Below are 18,318 nucleotides of genomic sequence, written 5' to 3' on the forward strand. Positions count from 1 at the left end.
AGGCCGGCACATGACCACATCCCCCTCCTCCTCGGCCCAGGCCGCGCGCGAAGTCGTAGCAGGGCGACTGCGCGACCTCCGCAAGGGAGCCGGACTCACGGTCACCGAGCTGGCCTCCGGGTGCGGCTGGCACCACGCCAAGACCTCCCGCATCGAGAACGCCCGCACCGCCCCGTCCGCAGGGGACATCCGCCGATGGTGCCGGACTGTCGGTGCGGAGGCCCTGGCCGAGGATCTCATTGCCCAGTCGCTGCACGCCGAGTCGATGTACACCGAGTGGCGCCACCAAATCCGTCACGGGCTCAAACAGCTCCAGAACAGCTCCATCGCCTTCTTCCGACAGACCGAACTGTTCCGCGTCTACTCGTCCTCGCTCGTTCCCGGCCTGCTGCAAACCGAGGGGTACGCTGCCGCCGTCCTCGGTATGAGCGCCCGCTTCCGTGATCTGCCGGTCGACGACAGTGCCGAAGCCGCCCGCGCCCGGGTCGACCGTTCCCGCGTCATCCACGAGCGGGGCCACCGCTTCGTCCTCCTCATTGAGGAGTCCGTACTGCACTACCGGATCGGCGATGCCGACGCGATGGCCGCTCAGCTCGGCTACCTCCTCACCGCCGGCGCCTTGCCCGCCGTGTCGCTGGGTGTCATCCCGGCGACCGCGCACCGCGAACAGTGGCCTCGCGAGACGTTCCACGTCTACGACAACTCACTCGTCTCGGTCGAGCTGGTCTCGGCCCGTGTCCGTATCACTCAGCCCAGCGAAATCGCGCTGTACACAAGGGCGTTCGAGGAGCTAAGGAAGGCTGCCGTGTACGGCGCCGCGGCTCGCGCCCTGATCGTGAAGGCGATCGACGCCCTGACCTGAACCAGAGGGCTCGTGGCGCCCTCCGCCCGCACTGGGCAGGAGATCAGGATGTGCCGGATGGGGTGGCGATACGGCTGACGGCCCGAAGCTCGGGTCCCAAGCGCCGGGTTCCGAGCGTCGGGACCGGTCGGTTCCCGCTTACGGAGGTACGGAGGTGGGGTCCCGACCCGAAGCTCGGGTCCCGGGATTCGGGCTTCGGGATGCGAGCTTCGAGGTTCGAGCGCCTTCTTTAACCGGCGGGTAGATGAGGGGGTTGGGGAAAACCTCCCCTACCTCCCTGACCTGTCACGGCGAGCAAGTATGACTAATCGTGACAGCTTGCGGCGGAGCGTCACGAGTGCTTACGGTTCGAGAACCAATCGACCCCGGTAGGTGTTGCCACACCAGGCCGGGGTCTGACCGCAAGATCGCAACCCTAGAAAGACGATCCCGTGGCTACCCAGCACCCTAGCTCCGCCCTGCAGTCCCCCGCACTTCCCGCCGCGTACCCGATGGCCAACCCCGGCTACGGCAAACGCTCCGCACCCCACCAACACCCCCGCACACCGCAGGACTTCGCGCTCCTGCCGGTACGTGAGCGGTACGTCGCCGGGTTCGTCGACCACCTCCCGGATGGTGCGGCGATGAGCGTGAAGCAGCTCGCCAGCAGCTCCCGCTGTACGGCCAGCAGGCCATCTCCTCCGCGTTGACGGCCCTCTCCGTCGCCGGGCACCTGCGACGCGTACGGTGCACGGTCAGCGCGGGCGACGAGACCAGGTGGGTCTCCCGCACGTTCTGGTCCCGCACAGCCCGCGACAACGAGTGGTGGAACACCTACCTCACCGCCCAGAGCTCCGACCAGGCGGCGGGCCCCGCGCCGGAGGCGGCTTCCCCGCCGCCGTGGGTCCCGGACGAGGAGCCCCCGCCGGACGAGGAACCCCCGCCCCCGCCGGAGGACCCCGGTCCGGAACAGGGCCCGGAATCCACCGCCGTACCGCAACAACGCATCCCACCCCAGACCCCGAACACAGAACCCGAGCCTCCCGCGACGAACACGACCCCGGCAGCACCCCGCACCCCCGAGGCGGGCCCGTCCCCGGCCTACCTCGCCCTGGCGCGCCTGGGCCGCAACGACCACCGCCTGACGCTCTCCGCCGACGACTGCGCCGCCCTCGAAGCCCTGGCGGCCGAATGGCTCGCCCGGGGCGCGAGCGTCGACCACCTCACCAGCGCACTCACCGCAGGACTCCCCGCCGAGATCGGCTACCCCGCCGGCCTCGTCCGCCGCCGCCTCACCGACAAAATGCCACCCCACCTCCCGACCGAGAACACCACACCCAACACCCCAGCCCCGGCCCGCCGCGTCCTGATGGAATGCACCGACTGCGGCCGCCCCGGGAGGCCAGAAGCACTCCCCGACGGCCTCTGCCGCCCCTGCCGCACAACCCGCAACCAAACAAGCGCCGAAACCCCGGACCGCCCCACCAAAGGCGACGGAGCCGCCGACATCAAGACCCACATGACCAACCTCCGCGACCTGCTCAGAACCGTATGAGGTTGAGCTCGCGCCACACAGCCAACAGAAGCCGAGAGCAGCGGGGACGGAGCGGAGCACTGGCACCGCACTCCTTCGCCTTCACAAGCTCCTGGGCAGGCGCTGGACCGTCTTCCTAGAGGAATGAGGCCTCCTCGACGGCCGCTGACAGGCAGAATCACCGCTGACAGCCCAGCTTCAGGCAAGGGCTGTTTGCGACGCGGGAGAGATATGTCCGTTTCTCAAGAAGTAAGTAAAAACGAGCCTCCAGCCACCTAAACCCGCAGGTCACGAACTGTGGTCCCCGCGCACGCGGGGGTGTTCCCATCGAGCCGGGGTCTCCTGTCGTTCACCGCGTGTGGTCCCCGCGCACGCGGGGGTGTTCCCGGTGAGGCCTTCGTCGCGGAGGGCTTTGAGGAGTGGTCCCCGCGCACGCGGGGGTGTTCCCTCGCTGAGGACGTCATCGGCTATCTGGATTGGGTGGTCCCCGCGCACGCGGGGGTGTTCCCGCCGCGGACTACATGACCGAGGCCGACGGCCTGTGGTCCCCGCGCACGCGGGGGTGTTCCGGATTCATCACGGTGCAGTGGGCGCAGAGCGCGTGGTCCCCGCGCACGCGGGGGTGTTCCCCGCAGCAGCAGCCCGAGCCGCTCCGCCTCCTCGTGGTCCCCGCGCACGCGGGGGTGTTCCCGTTGTTGCCCTCGTCGTCCACGTCGAGGCCGGGTGGTCCCCGCGCACGCGGGGGTGTTCCCAGCGGCGCGGTGTGGGGGGTGCAGCTCGGGGTGTGGTCCCCGCGCACGCGGGGGTGTTCCCGCGGCCTGGCCAACGGCGTCGTGCTGCACGAAGTGGTCCCCGCGCATACGGGGGTGGTCCCCGGCCCAGCTCGGCGCCCTTCATCGTGAGGTTGTGGTCCCCGCGCACGCTAGGATGGCCCCGCAAGGAATGCGGGGTCCATCCGTTCGCGGCGTGGTGCCCACGCACGCGGGAGCGTCCCTCGATAGTCTGCGGCTCCACCTCGGAGCCAAGACTTGGCCCCGCGCACGCGGGGATGGCCCCTAGGGCGACCCACGCCACGTTGATACCTCGCGTGTGGTCCCCGCGCACGCGGGGTTCTGCTTAAATGCCGAACGGAGTCAGATGGCTTCATCCGTGGCCTTGGAGAAACCTTTCAATTAGGGCGACCCACTCCATGAATGATGGCGATCTAGACACACCCTTTCAGCTCAACAGAGCCCGCGAAACTGGCCACAGAAGATACGGTCCCAATGTCGGCCCCGAGACGTAACCAGCAGGATCGACGCAGCCCCAAACCTGCCCGCTGCAAGGTGGGCCGACCCCACACATCGGATTACGGCTAGCGGCAAGGAGCCTCTTATGGGCAGGAAAGAGCCGAATGAGAGACAAGATGAGGGTGGTCAGCCAGCGTTCACCATTCTGGTGTCCGCCAGGGTGGTCGTTTCTTCGGCGCTCTCTCGGCGAGCTGCGGCCATCGCCGTGCTGACCTTGACCACCGTGGCTATCGCGCCGACCGTATTGCGGTGATGCCCCCAAGGCCCCGCGACTTCAGCCCGGCCAACTAGCTCGACTCCGGTCACCCCCGGGCGAACGAGGGTGACCGGAGAGCTATTCAGGTCGGGGAACGGTCTCCCGTACGAAAAGTCGAGCAAAGATATTCCGAGATCGACCCAGCCACGCGTAGCGAATCTAGAGCACTAAAAAGGCTAATCCGGTCAAAACCTGTCAATTTCGAATCACTTTTGAACAACTGGCGCTCCTAGGTAACTTGCCCGTGTCGAATGACCCACATGGCCATGATCGACACGGAACTCCTCACCGCGTTCCGCCACCTGTCCCCCGCCGCCCGAACGGCCTGGGGCAAGCACGATCGGCCGACCGAACAGTGGCTCCCCCTGTGGCGGCACATGGCCGACAGCGCCGCCGTCGCGGGCAGGCTCTGGGACGAGTGGGTGCCCGGGAACGTGAAGACGCTCGTCGCGGAGGCCTTTCCTCAAGGGGCCGACGATGCGCGGCAGGTGGCCGTCTACCTCGCCTGTGTGCACGACATCGGAAAGGCCACCCCCGCCTTCGCCTGCCAGGTGGACGGGCTCGCGGATCAGATGCGGGACGCCGGGCTCGACATGCCGTATCAGAAGCAGTTCGGGCTGGATCGCAGGATGGCTCCTCATGGGCTGGCCGGACAGTTGCTCATCCAGGAGTGGCTGGGTGAGCGGTTCGGGTGGAGTGAGCGGGCCTCGGGGCAGTTCGCCGTGGTCGCAGGTGGGCATCATGGGACGCCGCCGGACCACCAGCAGATCCACGACCTCGGGCTTCGGCCGCGGCTGTTGCGTACCGGGGGCGAGAGTGAAGAGGTATGGAAGCGCGTCCAGTTCGAGTTGATGGATGCCTGCGCTGTACGGGCCGGTGTGGAGGGGCGGTTCGCCGGTTGGCAGGGCGTTCGGTTGCCGCAGCCCGTACAGGTCGTGCTCACCGCGATCGTCATCGTCTCCGACTGGATCGCCAGTTCCTCCGAGCTGTTTCCGTACGATCCTGCCTCCTGGGCGCCGGGGGATGAAGAAGGGGAGCGGCGTCGCCTTGCCGCCGCCTGGGGCGGGCTCGACCTTCCCGGGCCCTGGCGGGCCGAGCAACCGGTCGGTAGCGCGGCCGAGTTGTTCCGGGCTCGGTTCGACCTTCCGGAGGGCGCCGAGATCAGGGCCGTACAGGAAGAAGCCGTACGGATGGCCCGGGAGTCGCCCGCACCCGGCCTCCTGATCATCGAGGCGCCCATGGGCGAGGGCAAGACCGAGGCGGCCTTCGCGGCGGCGGAGGTCATGGCCGCCCGGTCGGGTGCCGGCGGGTGTCTGGTGGCGCTGCCCACCCGGGCCACCGGGGACGCCATGTTCCCGCGGCTGATCGGGTGGTTGCAGCGGCTTCCCTCGGACGGACCCCGGTCCGTGGTCCTCGCCCATGCCAAGGCGGCCCTCAACGAGGTGTGGGCCGGGATGACCAAGGCCGACCGGCGCACCATCGCGGCCGTCGACCTCGACGGTCCGGACGAGACCGTCTCACCGGCAGGGGCCTCCGAGCGGGCCGCCCCCGCCTCCCTCCATGCCCACCAGTGGCTGCGCGGGCGCAAGAAAGGGCTGCTCTCGTCGTTCGCCGTCGGCACCATCGACCAGGTTCTCTTCGCCGGGCTCAAGAGCCGGCACCTGGCGCTGCGGCACCTCGCCGTCGCGGGCAAGGTCGTCATCATCGACGAGGTGCATGCCTACGACGCGTACATGAACACCTATCTCGACCGTGTACTGGAGTGGCTGGCCGCCTACCGGGTGCCCGTGGTGATGCTCTCCGCGACCCTGCCCGCGCAGCGCAGGCGTGAACTGGCCGCCGCGTACGCCGGGGAGGAAACCCCCGAGCTTGCAGACGCCCTTCATCTGCCCGACGACGCCTACCCGTTGATCACCGCCGTCGCACCCGCTGCGGCCGGCGGCAGTGTTCTGACCGCTCGGCCCGCGCCGGCTTCCGGACGGAGTACGGATGTGGTGCTGGAGCGGCTCGACGACGAACTGCCCTCGCTCGTCACCCGGCTGGAGGAGGAGCTGAGGGACGGCGGCTGCGCCCTCGTCGTACGCAACACCGTCGACCGGGTCCTGGAAGCAGCCGAACACCTCCGTGAGCGCTTCGGGGCGGAGGCCGTCACCGTGGCACACTCCCGGTTCATCGCCGCCGACCGCGCGCGCAAGGACACCGAGCTGCGTGAGCGGTTCGGGCCCGGTGGTGGTGACTCCGCTGAGCCGGCCGACTCCCCCGGCCGGGCGTACAGGCGTCCCGCCGGGCCGCACATCGTCGTGGCCAGTCAGGTCGTCGAGCAGTCCCTCGACATCGACTTCGATCTTCTGGTCACCGATCTCGCCCCCGTCGACCTGGTGCTTCAGCGCATGGGGCGGCTGCACCGCCATCCGCGTACCCGGCCTCCCCGCCTCGCCCAGGCCCGCTGTCTGATCACCGGCGTGAAGGACTGGGACGCCGACCCGCCCGAGCCGGTGAAGGGTTCGGTCGCCGTCTACCAGGGGCCGCACACCCTGCTCCGGGCGCTCGCCGTGCTGGGGCCGCATCTCGACGGCGTACCGCTGGTTCTGCCTGACCACATCAGCCCCTTGGTACAGGCCGCTTACGACGATCGTCCCGCCGGGCCCGAACACTGGGCGCCCGCGCTGGCCGACGCCCGCCGGCAGTACCTGATCAGGCTGGCGAAGAAGCGGGAGGAGGCCGATGTGTTCCGGCTGGGGCCCGTACGCCGGGCCGGACGGCCCCTCTTCGGCTGGCTGGACGGCAACGCCGGGGACGCCGACGACAGCCCTGGCGGACGAGCCCAGGTGCGGGACAGCGACGAGAGCCTTGAGGTGCTGGTCGTCCAGCGGCGCGCGGACGGCCGGCTGACCACCGTGGAGTGGCTCGACGGCGGGCGTGGCGGTCTGGATCTGCCGGAACACGCGCCTCCGCCGCACCGGACCGCGGAGATCGTCGCCGCGTCCGCGTTGACGCTGCCTCGCGTCCTCACCCATCCGGGGGTGATCGACCGGACCATCGCGGAGCTGGAGCGGTTCGTCGTGCCCGCCTGGCAGGTGAAGGAGTGCCCTTGGCTGGCAGGGGAGTTGGTGCTCGTCCTGGACGAGGACCGTCAGACCCACCTGTCAGGCTGGGAAGTCCACTACAGCGCTGACGACGGGCTCCGGGTGGGTCCTGTCGGCGCGCGCAGCGCAGGCAGAGCAAAGGGGCTCGAAGCGGTGGCGTCCACAGTGCCTTCTTTCGACCTGGTCTCCCGGCCGTGGCTGCCCGTCCAGTACGAGGACGGCTCCACCGGTGAGCTGTCGCTGCACGATGTCTTCGCACGGGCGAAAGGCATCCGCCGCCTGGTCGGTGACCTTCCGACTCAGGAGCTGGCCCTGCTGCGGCTGCTGCTCGCGATCCTGTACGACGCTCTCGACGAGGCCGACGGCAGATCCGCGGGCGCACCGGCGGAGCTGGAGGACTGGGAGGCGCTGTGGGAGGCGCCGGACTCCCTGGACGTCGTCGGCGACTACCTCGACCGGTACCGAGACCGCTTCGATCTTCTTCACCCCGCGCGGCCGTTCCTCCAGGTGGCCGGGTTGCACACGCAGAAGCACGAAGTCGCCTCGCTGAACCGGATCGTGGCCGACGTGCCGAACGGCGAGGCGTTCTTCTCCATGCGCCGGCCCGGTGTCGACCGGCTGGGCCTCGCGGAGGCGGCCCGCTGGCTCGTCCACACGCATGCGTACGACTCGTCCGGCATCAAGTCCGGGATGGAGGGCGACGACCGGGTCAAGGGCGGGAAGGTGTATCCGCAGGGCGTCGGCTGGGTGGGCGGGCTCGGCGGTGTCTTCGCGGAGGGCGCGGACCTGCGCGAGACGCTCCTGCTGAACCTGATTCCGACGGATGAGGACATCCTGAAGTCGGAGCCGAAGGCAGATCTTCCGGTATGGCGTCGCGATCCGCCTCCCGGGCCCGGAGTCCTGGAAGGCGATCCGTCTGTTCCCCGGCCCGCAGGCCCGCGCGACCTCTACACCTGGCAGTCCCGGCGACTGCTCCTCCATACGGAGGGGCATGACGTCACTGGAGTTGTCCTCGGTTACGGGGACCCGCTCGCCCCCGCCAACCGGCACAAGTCGGAACCGATGACGGGCTGGCGGCGCAGCACGGTGCAGGAGAAGAAGCTCGGTCGTCCGCTGATCTACCTGCCGCGCCAGCACGATCCGGCAAGGGCGGCTTGGCGCGGTCTGGCGGGCCTGTTGTACGCCCAGAAGCAGGACGGCGACACATCGGGGCGAAGCACGGACAAGAGCCTGCCGCCCGCAGTCGTCCGGTGGCTGGCTCTGCTCAGTGCCGAAGGCGTGCTGCCGAAGGGTTCACTGATCCGTACGCGATTGGTCGGCGCGGTCTACGGGACGCAGCAGTCCGTGGTGGACGAGGTGGTCGACGACTCCATCGCCCTGCCGGTCGTCCTGCTCCACCAGGACCGGCCTCTGTACGGTGCGGTCGCCGTCGACGCGGTCTCCGACGCCGAGCGGGCCGTGGCCGCACTCGGCCAACTGGCCGGAAACCTGGCGCGCGCGGCGGGCTCGGAACCAGGGGGACCCACAGCCACGGCACGAGATCTGGGGTTCGGGGTACTGGACGGGCCCTACCGGCAGTGGTTGGTCGGCCTCAAGGAAGAGCCCGAGCCGGATGCCGCTCGCGTGAAGTGGCAGGCCACCGCACGGCACCTTGTCCTCGACCTCGGCCGTCAGCTCCTCGACTCGGCGGGCCGGGGTGCGGCGGAGGGTCGCGTGGTCGACCTGCCGGTCGTGGGCAAGCGCTGGGTCGACAGTTCGCGGGCGGACCTGTGGTTCCGGACCCGGATCAACAAGGTGCTGCCCAGAACCCCGTCAGCTGCGCCTGCCTCGGCCGCCGTCGGCGACAGCGAGAGCGGCGACGAAGCTCCTCCGGAAGGAACCTCATGACCCTTACCCCTACGACAGCGGGCGCGGATGCCTCGCCGCCTCTGGCGAACAGCGGGGAGAAGGAGGCTGAACGCCTGCCCGTCCACCGGTTGGTCTCCGGCGCGACAGGTAGGTACATCGCGCGGATCCAGGTCCAGTATCTGGCCGACCGGCCGCACGCCGTGTCCGAGCTCGCCCGGCTGCGGCGCGGGGCGGGGAAGCGGGCTCACGAAGTCGAGGACCTCTGGGGAATCGAGGGGATGGATGATCTGGCCAACCTGTTGGCGGACCGTGGTGAGTTCGGCCGTTCCGAGGACGCCGAAGAAGCGGTCTTCCTCGCCTGCACCCTGTGGGCCCTGCACCAGCAATCCGGCCGTGAACAGGGCATGCATAAGCGCAATCACCACCTGGGCGGGGCGGTTCGTGCCCTGATCCGGTTGCAGGGGACAGCGGGCGAGGACGAGGAGGACTCCTCTCTGCGCAAGCGCCTGGTGCGGGTCGGCACGGCCGAATCCCTGGACTCCGTCGCCGTACGGCTCAGAGAGATCGTGTTGCTGCTCCGGGGAGCGAAGGTGCCTCTCGATTACGCGCGCCTGGCCGGCCAGCTCTACCGCTGGCAGCACCGCCCCGACCGGGCCGGGGTGCAGCGGGAGTGGGGGCGCGAGTTCCATCTGGCCGCCGCCACCGCCGGGAAGAAGGGGAGGACGGCCGCGGACGGCGAGGCGATCGACCGAACGCTGGCGGCCGATGAGGAGTACGGCGGTTACGCGGCCGGGGAGTGACGCCCAGCTTCCGTGCGCCGACACACCCGTCCCCTTCGCACTCATATCTCGCCTCTCCATGAACTCTCGTTTCTCCCGACAAGCACCTTTCGCACCTGACAAACAGAGGAATTGAGCACGCGTGACCCTGAACAGGACCATTCTCGATATCCACATCCTCCAGACCGTTCCGCCCAGCAACCTCAACCGTGACGACACAGGGACGCCGAAGTCGGCCACTTATGGGGGCGTGCGGCGCTCGCGTGTGTCCAGTCAGGCGTGGAAAAGGGCTACGCGCGAGGCGTTCGCGGAGCTGCTCGACTCCTCCGAGCTCGGCATCCGTACCAAGAAGGTCGTGGAGGTCCTCGCAGATCGGGTGATGGCGCTGGACACGTCGCTCACACGTGCCGCCGCGCAAGCTCTGGCGGCGGAGACGATCACCACGGCAACCGGCTCGAAGGTCGTCGTTCCCGGCCGGAAGAGCAAGCAGGAGATGGAGGATCCCGCCGCCGAGTCCACGTACCTGATGTTCCTGAGCAACCGGCAGTACGGCGCTCTTGCCGCCATGACGGTGGAAGGTGGGAAGGGCGGAGACGTCCAGGCGCTCAAGGACTTCCTCAAGGCCAAGGAGAACAGGTCCAGGGCCAAGCAGCTCGTCCTCACCGAACACTCGGTGGACATCGCGCTGTTCGGCCGCATGGTCGCGGACTCGACCGATCTCAACGTGGACGCGGCGGCCCAGGTCGCCCATGCGCTCAGCGTGCACGCGGTGGAGGTCGAGTCGGACTACTACACGGCGGTCGACGACAAGAACACCGATGCCGAGACGGGCGCCGGGATGATCGGCACCGTCGACTTCAACTCCGCAACGCTCTACCGCTATGCCGCGCTCGACGTGAACCGCCTCCAGGAGAACCTGGGCGCCGGGCACGACGACGCCCGGCCGGTGGAGCCTACGCGGCGAGCCGTCGCCGCCTTCCTCGAAGGGTTCATCACGTCGCTCCCCACGGGGAAGATCAACACCTTCGGCAACCAGACACTGCCGGCCGCGGTGATCGTGAAGGTTCGCTCACGGCGCCCGGTCAGTTACGTGGCCGCCTTCGAGGAACCTGTCGCGCTGAGTAAGAACGGTGGCTTCCTCAAGGGGAGTTGCGAGAGGCTCGCCACGTTCGTTCCGGACCTGGAAGCGAGCTTCGGTCTCTCCGGCGGTCCGGAGGGGTGGGTTCTCCGCGTGGGCGAGGAGACGAAGGCCTTGAGCGGGCTCGGCAGAACGGTGAACCTGCCCGAGCTGCTGACCGAGGTGGGCGACGCCGTGGCCGCACGGCTGGCGCCGGAGTCCTCGGAGAACGGCGGCACGGGCGGTGGAGCGGGCGTGGCGGCGGAGTCCGGGGTATGAGCGTGCTGCTGTTGCGGCTCGCGGGTCCGCTCCAGTCCTGGGGGTCCTCGGCCCGTTTCACTCGCCGCACCACGGAGAACGCCCCGACGAAGAGCGGTGTCGTCGGCCTCCTCGCCGCCGCCCAGGGGCGCAGGCGGGACGCCGACCTCTCCGACCTGGCGGCACTGGAGTTCGGCGTCCGCATCGACCAACCCGGCAGTCGACTGCGGGACTTCCACACCGCGCATCACAGCGACACGCTCAAGGCGATGCCGCTGTCGGAGCGCTTCTACCTGGCCGACGCGGTGTTCGTGGCCGGAGTGAGCGGTGAGGAAAGGCTCGTACAGCGTTTGTACGAGGCGCTGTTGGAGCCCATGTTCCTTCCCTACCTGGGACGCCGATCCTGCCCTCCTTCACGACCGGTCACGATCGCGGAGCCGCTGGAGGGAGGGGTGGAGCAGGCGTTGCGGGAGGCTCGGTGGGAGGCCTCCGGCTGGTACAGGAGACAACGCGCCGCCTCCTTCCGCCGCCGGGGCCAGGTGCCGCCCGACGACGTACGCCTCGACCTCCTGCTGGACAGCCCGGCCGCCTCGGACCGGATGCCGGACATCACGCTGCGGGATCTCCCCATGAGCTTCGATCCGCGCCACCGGCGGTACGGGCTGCGGGGCGTCCGTACGACGGAGACCCGCGTGCCCGCCGAGGCCGGGGCTCGGCCGTCACCACCACCCCCGCCACCGCACGAACCCACGTCCCTGCTCACTCCCGTCACACCGAGGACCGACTGATGTACCTCACCCGTTTCCGTGTGAACACCAACCGGTCCGACGCCCGCCGCCTGCTCGGCTCGCCCCACCGCCTGCACGGCGCGGTGAACGCGTCCTTCCCCACACCTCCCCCACGGGAGGGCTCGGGCCCCCGGGTGCTGTGGCGGGTGGACCGCAATGCGAACGCCGAGACGCTGCTGTACATCGTCAGCCCCACCCGTCCCGACCTGACCCACCTGGTCGAGCAGGCGGGGTGGCCCGCATCGGACGAGCCGGGGTGGACGACGTTCTCGTACGCGGACTTCCTCACCGCGCTGCACGCGGGCGACACCTGGGGGTTCAGGCTGACCGCCAACCCCGTGCATAACATCCGCCACGAGTATCTGAAGGAGGAGGAACGGACGAAGCGGGCCGCGCACCGGACCCCTCGGCACCAGATGCGGTGGCTGCTGGAGCGCCAGGAGAGAGCGGGCTTCGAGATCGTCCAGAAGCCGGAGGAGCGGCGGCTGCTGCCGGTGGGGGACGAATACGAGCTGGTCGTACGGGACCAGATCCCGCTGCAGTTCCATCGGCGCCCGGCAGGAGAACAGACGCGGTCGAGGGCCCCCAGGAGGGATGACGTACAGATCACCAAAGTCACCTTCGACGGCCGGCTGCGCGTCACGGAGCCGGAGTTGTTCCGCCGGACGCTCACGCACGGGCTGGGCAAGGCCAAGGCGTACGGATGCGGTCTGATGACCCTGGCTCCGGTACGGGGGGAGGGGGCGGCGTGAGCACGGTTGGCCGCAGGGGTGGCTCCACGCCCCGCGAGCTCACACGCGTCGGTGACCGGCTGTCGTTCGTCTACCTGGAGCGGTGCACGGTCCACCGGGACTCCAACGCGATCACCGCCGAGGACGTGGACGGTGTCACGCACATCCCGTCCGCGACGATCGGGACCCTCCTGCTGGGACCCGGGACCCGGGTCACCCACCAGGCGATGGCGCTCCTGGGCGACAGCGGTGCGGGCGTGGCATGGGTGGGCGAGCACGGGGTGCGGTACTACGCGGGAGGCCGGGCGCTCACCCGTTCGTCCGTCCTCATCGAAGCGCAGGCCACGGCGTGGGCGAACCGGCGGACCCGGCTGGAGGTGGCCCGCGCCATGTACCGGCTGCGCTTCCCCGGCGAGGACACGACGGGCCGCACCCGGCAGGACCTGCTCGGGATGGAGGGGCGGCGGCTGAAGGAGTGCTACAAGCGGGAGTCATTGCGTACGGGGGTCCCTTGGCGGCGCCGTGAGTACCACCGCGAGGACTTCGCGGCCGGAGACGCCCCCAACCAGGCCGTGACGGCCGCGGCCCAGTGCATGTACGGCGTTTCCCACTCCGTCGTCGCCGCACTCGGCTGCTCCCCAGGGCTTGGCTTCGTCCACTCGGGCCACGAGCGGTCGTTCGTCATGGACGTGGCGGACTTCTACAAGACGGAGGTCGCCATTCCGGCCGCCTTCGACGCGGCGGCGGAAGGGGTGGAGGACATCGCGGCGCGGACCCGCCGCATGCTCCGGGACCGCATCAACCGCACCGGGCTGCTCGACCGCTGTGTCCGTGACATCAGGGACCTGCTCGGCTACGACGGCACCCGCGACACGGCCCAGGCGGACGGTACGCCGCCGGACCGGGACCGGGTCACGCTCCAGTCCGACGGGGACGTACACGTCGAAGGCGGCCGGAACCACGGAGACGAGATCATCTGGTGACCGTCATCGTCCTCACCAACTGCCCGGTCGGCCTGCGGGGCTTCCTCACCCGCTGGCTGCTGGAAATCTCACCGGGCGTCTTCCTGGGCTCCCCGTCGACCCGTATCCGTGAGCTTCTGTGGGCCGAGGTCCGCGAGTACGCCGGCCAAGGCCGCGCGCTGCTCGCCTACCAGACGGACACCGAACAGGGCTACGCGTTCGAGACCCACGACCACGCCTGGCACCCGACCGACCACGAGGGCCTCACCCTGATCCACCGCCCGAGCCCCCATACGCCACGGCCTCAGCCTGGGAAGGCTCCTGCCGACGTGCCCCGGCAGGGATGGAGCAAGGCGTCGAAGCGGCGGAGGTTCGGGGGCGGCAGGGGGTGAGGGAGGCACGTACTGAGCGGGGGAGCGTCTTCGGAGATTCAGTGGTACGGGTGGACGACGAGAGAGAAATAGCCGTAATGCCGGAATCTACGGAAGTAAGTAAAAACGGGACCCGTGGCCGATAACACCGCAGGTCAGCAACCGTGGTCCCCGCGCGTGCGGGGTTGGTCCCGACGTCGTCGTCGCGTACGGCTTCACCGCGCCGTGTTCCCCCGCGCCTGCGGGGGGTGGCTCCCAGAACACCCGGGCGACCGGCCAGTGGGGCAAGTGGTCCACGCGCGCGGGGGCGGGCCTGTCCGCGACGCCCTCGGTCAGCTCCCGGGCGGCGTCGGAGAAGGCAGGTCGGGGGAAGCGGCGTCGGGGGGACAGGCCGCTTCCCCCGGGGAGAACAGGGCCTCCAGGCCGGCCGTCGCGGTCAGGGGGAAGTCGCGCGGCGGTGGCCCCGCAGGGAGGGCCTGTTCCGGGCTCTCCGGGTCCTGCCAGGGCCGGAGGGCTGAGGTCCATCCTGCCGGGGCGCGGAAGCCGTGGCCGTGGGCGAAAGGCCCCTATAGGCGGGTCCTAGGGCCTTAAAGGGCGCATCAGTGATCGAGAGCAGCCACCGGATACGGCCAAACGTGCGGATACAATCTGCCGATCGCACGCCCGGCCCAGGCGGCCCTGGGTAGGGCACACGCGGGTCCGGCGGGTCTACGGGGAGGCAACGGCAGTGGCGCAGGCTAGGAAGATCGCGCTCTACATATTGGTGGTCTTCGTGCTGTACTCGATCATCACCTCGCCCAAGCGGTCCGCCGAGCTCGTGGGGGTGGGGTTCGAAGGCGTCTCCAGCGCTGCTCGGAGCGTCGGCGACTTCATGACCGAACTGGTGAAGTAGCGAAGCAGTAGGGGTATCGATGATCCGCCACCTTGTTCTTTTCAAGCTCAACGAGGGCGTCGAGCGGGACGATCCGCGGGTCGTCGCCGGGGACCGTGCCTTCCGGGAGCTGTCGGGGCAGGTGCCCGAGCTGGAGTTCTGGGAGTGCGCCTGGAACATCACCGACCGGCCGATCGCGTACGACTACGCCATCAACTCCGCCGTCGCCGACGAGGCCGCCCTCAAGCGCTACATCGAGCACCCCGCCCACCAGGCCGCCGCCGGTCAGTGGCGTGAATTCGCCACTTGGGTGATCGCGGACTATCCCTTCTGATCCCTCCCGCGCGCAGACGCGGGACCCGTTCCGACCGACCCCTCGCCGTTCAGGCGAGGGGTTTTCTGTCTTTTTTGAGGATTTATGTCCTCAACACGGCACTTTGCGGTGCTTGCACACAGTGGACATGTCTTGTGATGCTATGACCGCTTTTGACGGATGAGTTGACCGTAGTTGACCGCGAACGTGAAGGGGTGGCGTCACCGTGCCGGCCAGTACAGCGCCTCAAGTGCCTCCCCAGTCCGTTCAGCAGTCGCCCCCGGCCGCCGCCCAGGGCCCACGAGGACCTCTGCCGAGCTCCCCGCAGGGCCCTCGGACCTCCCCCGCCGACGAGATCCAGACCGAGACCCCCGACCCCACCACCCCGCCTGCCAGAACCCGCGGGGCGGACACCAGGGCCCTCACCCAGGTCCTCTTCGGGCAGCTCAAGAACCTGGAGCCCGGCACCCCGGAACACGGCCGCGTCCGGACCGCCCTCATCGAGGCGAACCTCCCGCTCGTCCGGTACGCCGCAGCCCGCTTCCGGAGCCGTAACGAGCCGATGGAGGACGTCGTCCAGGTCGGCACCATCGGGCTCATCAACGCCATCGACCGGTTCGACCCGGAACGCGGCGTCCAGTTCCCCACCTTCGCGATGCCCACCGTCGTCGGCGAGATCAAGCGCTACTTCCGCGACAACGTCCGCACCGTCCACGTCCCCCGCCGGCTGCACGAGCTCTGGGTCCAGGTCACCGGCGCCACCGAGGACCTGACGACCGCTCACGGCCGCTCCCCCACCACCGCCGAGATCGCCGAGCGGCTGAAGATCTCCGAGGACGAGGTACTCGCCTGCATCGAGGCCGGGCGCTCGTACCACGCGACCTCCCTGGAGGCGGCCCAGGAGGGCGACGGGCTGCCCGGACTGCTCGACCGGCTCGGTTACGAGGACCCCGCGCTCGCCGGTGTCGAGCACCGCGACCTCGTACGCCATCTCCTCGTCCAGCTCCCCGAGCGCGAGCAGCGCATCCTTCTCCTGCGCTACTACAGCAACTTGACCCAGTCTCAGATCAGCGCCGAACTAGGCGTCTCCCAGATGCATGTGTCAAGGCTTCTGGCCAGAAGTTTCGCCCGACTGAGGTCCGCAAACAGGATCGAAGCGTAACCGGAACGGGTAGACCCTCCAGGGACCGGTTCTGACGGCATAAATGCCCTACACCCCCTGTTTCCAGGGCGGATTCACCGCTGACTTGTCGACATGTCACTACAGCGTGTTGCCGACATGTGACATTCTGCTGGAAGCGCGTTTGCCGCAGCCCCACCTCCGGTATTCAGGTGGAGGCTGCGTTCCTCCGATGGTCGCGGCCACCGCGACCGTCCGCGACCTCAAGGGGGTGGCATGTCCGCAGAACAGGGCAGCTCGAAGGTGCTCACGCTCACGAAGAGCGTGCCGGCACCCGCCGTGCTCACCAGCTCGCCGGAAGCCATCGACACCCGCACTCTGTCCCGCTCCCTGTTCCTGCGGCTCGCCGCGCTCGGCCCCGCTTCGGGTCCCGAGGGAACGGACAGTCCGGAGCGGACCTATGTGCGGGACACACTCATCGAGCTCAACCTCCCGCTGGTGCGTTACGCCGCGGCACGGTTCCGGAGCCGTAACGAACCGATGGAGGACATCGTCCAGGTCGGCACGATCGGCCTGATCAAGGCGATCGACCGGTTCGACTGCGAACGCGGCGTGGAGTTCCCGACGTTCGCGATGCCGACCGTCGTCGGGGAGATCAAACGCTTCTTCCGCGACACCTCCTGGTCCGTCCGGGTCCCCCGGCGCCTCCAGGAGCTGCGGCTCGCGCTGACCAAGACCAGCGACGAGCTGGCCCAGAAGCTCGACCGCTCGCCGACCGTCCCGGAGCTCGCCAAGGCGCTCGGGGTCTCCGAGGAGGACGTGGTCGACGGTCTCGCCGTCGGCAACGCGTACACCGCCTCCTCGCTCGACTCCCCCTCCCCCGAGGACGACGGCGGCGAGGGCTCCCTCGCCGACCGCCTCGGGTACGAGGACGCGGCCCTGGAGGGCGTCGAGTACCGCGAGTCGCTGAAGCCCCTGCTGGCCAAGCTCGCCCCGCGCGAGCGCCAGATCATCATGCTGCGGTTCTTCGCCAACATGACCCAGTCGCAGATCGGCGAAGAGGTCGGCATCTCCCAGATGCACGTCTCCCGCCTCCTCACCCGCACCCTCGCCCAGCTGAGGGAAGGGCTCATCTCCGACTGAGCCGTGCAGGAGGGTTCTGATTTGACGGGTCGTCAGACACACTGGCACGATGCTGCGTCGGACATCTCAGACCCGCCATACGTTCGGTCCGTACGGCCGCCGGGGCGTCTTGGTTGCCACCTCGGCGGTCGCACTGTGTCTGGGCGGCGGCCTTCTGACCGGTTGCGGGGGCGGGCCGGTCGAGGACGGTTACGCGGCGGTGGGCGCGGCCGGAAACGGGGCCGAGCGGTCCGGGCCCTCCGGGCCCTCGGGCAAGGTGACGCTGGTTCCGTTGGACGGTGACGGCCTTACGCGTGGCGGTGACGACCATGCGGGTGCCGGCGAGGACGGAGCCGGGCGGCGGAGTCCCGCACTCTCCTTCCCCTCCGCCGGTGAGCCTCCTGCCGGTGGCCCGTCTGCCGGTGGTCCGTCTGCCGGTGAGCCTGACGCCGCCCATGGGCCTGCGGGAGGTCCCGCGGCGCCGGCCACCGGTTCCGGGGCGGGCAGCCGTGATGGGAGCGGGAGCGGAGCTCGTACGGAGACACCCGACGGGGGCGGGGCCGCCAAGCCCTCGAAACCGAACCCGAACCCGGCGCCTAAGCCGACGCCGGCGCCGAAACCCTCCGAGCCCGGCGAGCCCGCGCCTCCCCCCTCACCCCCCGCCCTGAGCCTCAGCACCCCCCAGCGCGCGCCGGCCGACAAGCGGTGGTGCGAGAAGGTGACCGTGGAGTTCCGCAACACCGGCGGCTCGCCGACCCGTTCGGGAACCGTCACCTTCGCCACTCACATCATCGGGGCCCTCGGCGTCGACTGGGCCACCATCCGGTCCAGCCAGTCGCTGCCCGCGCCCATCGCGGCCGGGGCCACGCGCTCGGAGACGTACACCGTGTGCGTGGAGTCCTGGCGCGTTCCGCTCGGGATGCGCGTCGAGACCCAGGACGTCTCCGCCGTGTGGGAGTGAGCCTCGGCCATGACGGACGGAGACGCTTGTGGGGCGGGCCGCGGCCCGCCCCACAAGCGTCTCCGTCGTGG

13 protein-coding genes, 1 pseudogene and 1 CRISPR repeat array are annotated in these 18,318 nt (G+C 69.4%); all 14 genes and pseudogenes read left to right on the top strand.

The annotated features are described in order from the left end of the window. Window positions 1-10 precede the first annotated feature (10 nt). Window positions 11-862 carry a helix-turn-helix domain-containing protein gene (locus ACIRR8_RS08980; RefSeq protein ID WP_404060960.1) on the top strand — a complete coding sequence of 284 codons (852 nt, stop codon included), beginning with the start codon at window positions 11-13 and terminating at the stop codon, window positions 860-862. Window positions 863-1,353: 491 nt separating this feature from the next. Then, a pseudogene (locus ACIRR8_RS08985) lies at window positions 1,354-2,396 on the top strand (MarR family transcriptional regulator). A 276-nt stretch (window positions 2,397-2,672) separates the two neighbouring features. Next, window positions 2,673-3,370: direct repeats of the CRISPR family, unit length 29 nt; unit sequence GTGGTCCCCGCGCACGCGGGGGTGTTCCC. 816 nt (window positions 3,371-4,186) lie between these two features. Further along, the gene (gene casA, locus ACIRR8_RS08990; RefSeq protein ID WP_404062526.1) at window positions 4,187-8,893 is read left to right on the top strand and encodes a type I-E CRISPR-associated protein Cse1/CasA; all 4,707 of its coding nucleotides are present in this window, start codon (window positions 4,187-4,189) and stop codon (window positions 8,891-8,893) included. After that, a complete protein-coding gene (gene casB, locus ACIRR8_RS08995) occupies window positions 8,890-9,654 on the top strand; it encodes a type I-E CRISPR-associated protein Cse2/CasB (protein WP_404060963.1) in 765 nt (254 codons plus the stop codon). The genes casA and casB overlap by 4 nt, the downstream gene beginning before the upstream one ends. A 127-nt stretch (window positions 9,655-9,781) precedes the next feature. Next, window positions 9,782-11,029 (top strand): type I-E CRISPR-associated protein Cas7/Cse4/CasC, encoded by a 1,248-nt coding sequence (gene cas7e / locus ACIRR8_RS09000; RefSeq protein ID WP_404062529.1) that lies wholly within the window; start codon window positions 9,782-9,784, stop codon window positions 11,027-11,029. Next, entirely contained in the window at window positions 11,026-11,796 is a 771-nt protein-coding gene (cas5e, locus tag ACIRR8_RS09005) for a type I-E CRISPR-associated protein Cas5/CasD (RefSeq protein ID WP_404060966.1), read from the top strand. The genes cas7e and cas5e overlap by 4 nt, the downstream gene beginning before the upstream one ends. Beyond that, on the top strand, window positions 11,796-12,548 hold the full coding sequence (gene cas6e, locus ACIRR8_RS09010; protein WP_404060969.1) for a type I-E CRISPR-associated protein Cas6/Cse3/CasE: 753 nt from the start codon (window positions 11,796-11,798) through the stop codon (window positions 12,546-12,548). The genes cas5e and cas6e overlap by 1 nt, the downstream gene beginning before the upstream one ends. Further along, window positions 12,545-13,510: a type I-E CRISPR-associated endonuclease Cas1e gene (gene cas1e, locus ACIRR8_RS09015; protein WP_404060972.1), complete on the top strand. Its 966-nt coding sequence runs from the start codon at window positions 12,545-12,547 to the stop codon at window positions 13,508-13,510. Before cas6e ends, cas1e begins: the two co-directional genes overlap by 4 nt. After that, complete coding sequence (gene cas2e / locus ACIRR8_RS09020; RefSeq protein WP_404060975.1) at window positions 13,507-13,881, top strand: type I-E CRISPR-associated endoribonuclease Cas2e; 375 nt, start codon at window positions 13,507-13,509, stop codon at window positions 13,879-13,881. The genes cas1e and cas2e overlap by 4 nt, the downstream gene beginning before the upstream one ends. Window positions 13,882-14,587: 706 nt before the next feature. Beyond that, window positions 14,588-14,752 carry a hypothetical protein gene (locus ACIRR8_RS09025; protein ID WP_404060978.1) on the top strand — a complete coding sequence of 55 codons (165 nt, stop codon included), beginning with the start codon at window positions 14,588-14,590 and terminating at the stop codon, window positions 14,750-14,752. 19 nt (window positions 14,753-14,771) lie between these two features. Next, on the top strand, window positions 14,772-15,065 hold the full coding sequence (locus tag ACIRR8_RS09030; protein WP_404060981.1) for a Dabb family protein: 294 nt from the start codon (window positions 14,772-14,774) through the stop codon (window positions 15,063-15,065). Window positions 15,066-15,294: 229 nt separating this feature from the next. Beyond that, complete coding sequence (locus ACIRR8_RS09035) at window positions 15,295-16,206, top strand: RNA polymerase sigma factor SigF (protein WP_404060983.1); 912 nt, start codon at window positions 15,295-15,297, stop codon at window positions 16,204-16,206. Between the two features lie 234 nt (window positions 16,207-16,440). Further along, window positions 16,441-17,307, top strand: coding sequence for an RNA polymerase sigma factor SigF (locus ACIRR8_RS09040; RefSeq protein WP_015610039.1), 867 nt, complete (start codon window positions 16,441-16,443; stop codon window positions 17,305-17,307). A 703-nt stretch (window positions 17,308-18,010) separates the two neighbouring features. Further along, the gene (locus tag ACIRR8_RS09045; protein WP_404060986.1) at window positions 18,011-18,247 is read left to right on the top strand and encodes a hypothetical protein; all 237 of its coding nucleotides are present in this window, start codon (window positions 18,011-18,013) and stop codon (window positions 18,245-18,247) included. The last annotated feature ends 71 nt before the right edge of the window (window positions 18,248-18,318 follow it).

Source organism: Streptomyces sp. NPDC101178 (assembly GCF_044767965.1).
In the GTDB taxonomy this organism is placed as follows: Bacteria; Actinomycetota; Actinomycetes; order Streptomycetales; family Streptomycetaceae; genus Streptomyces.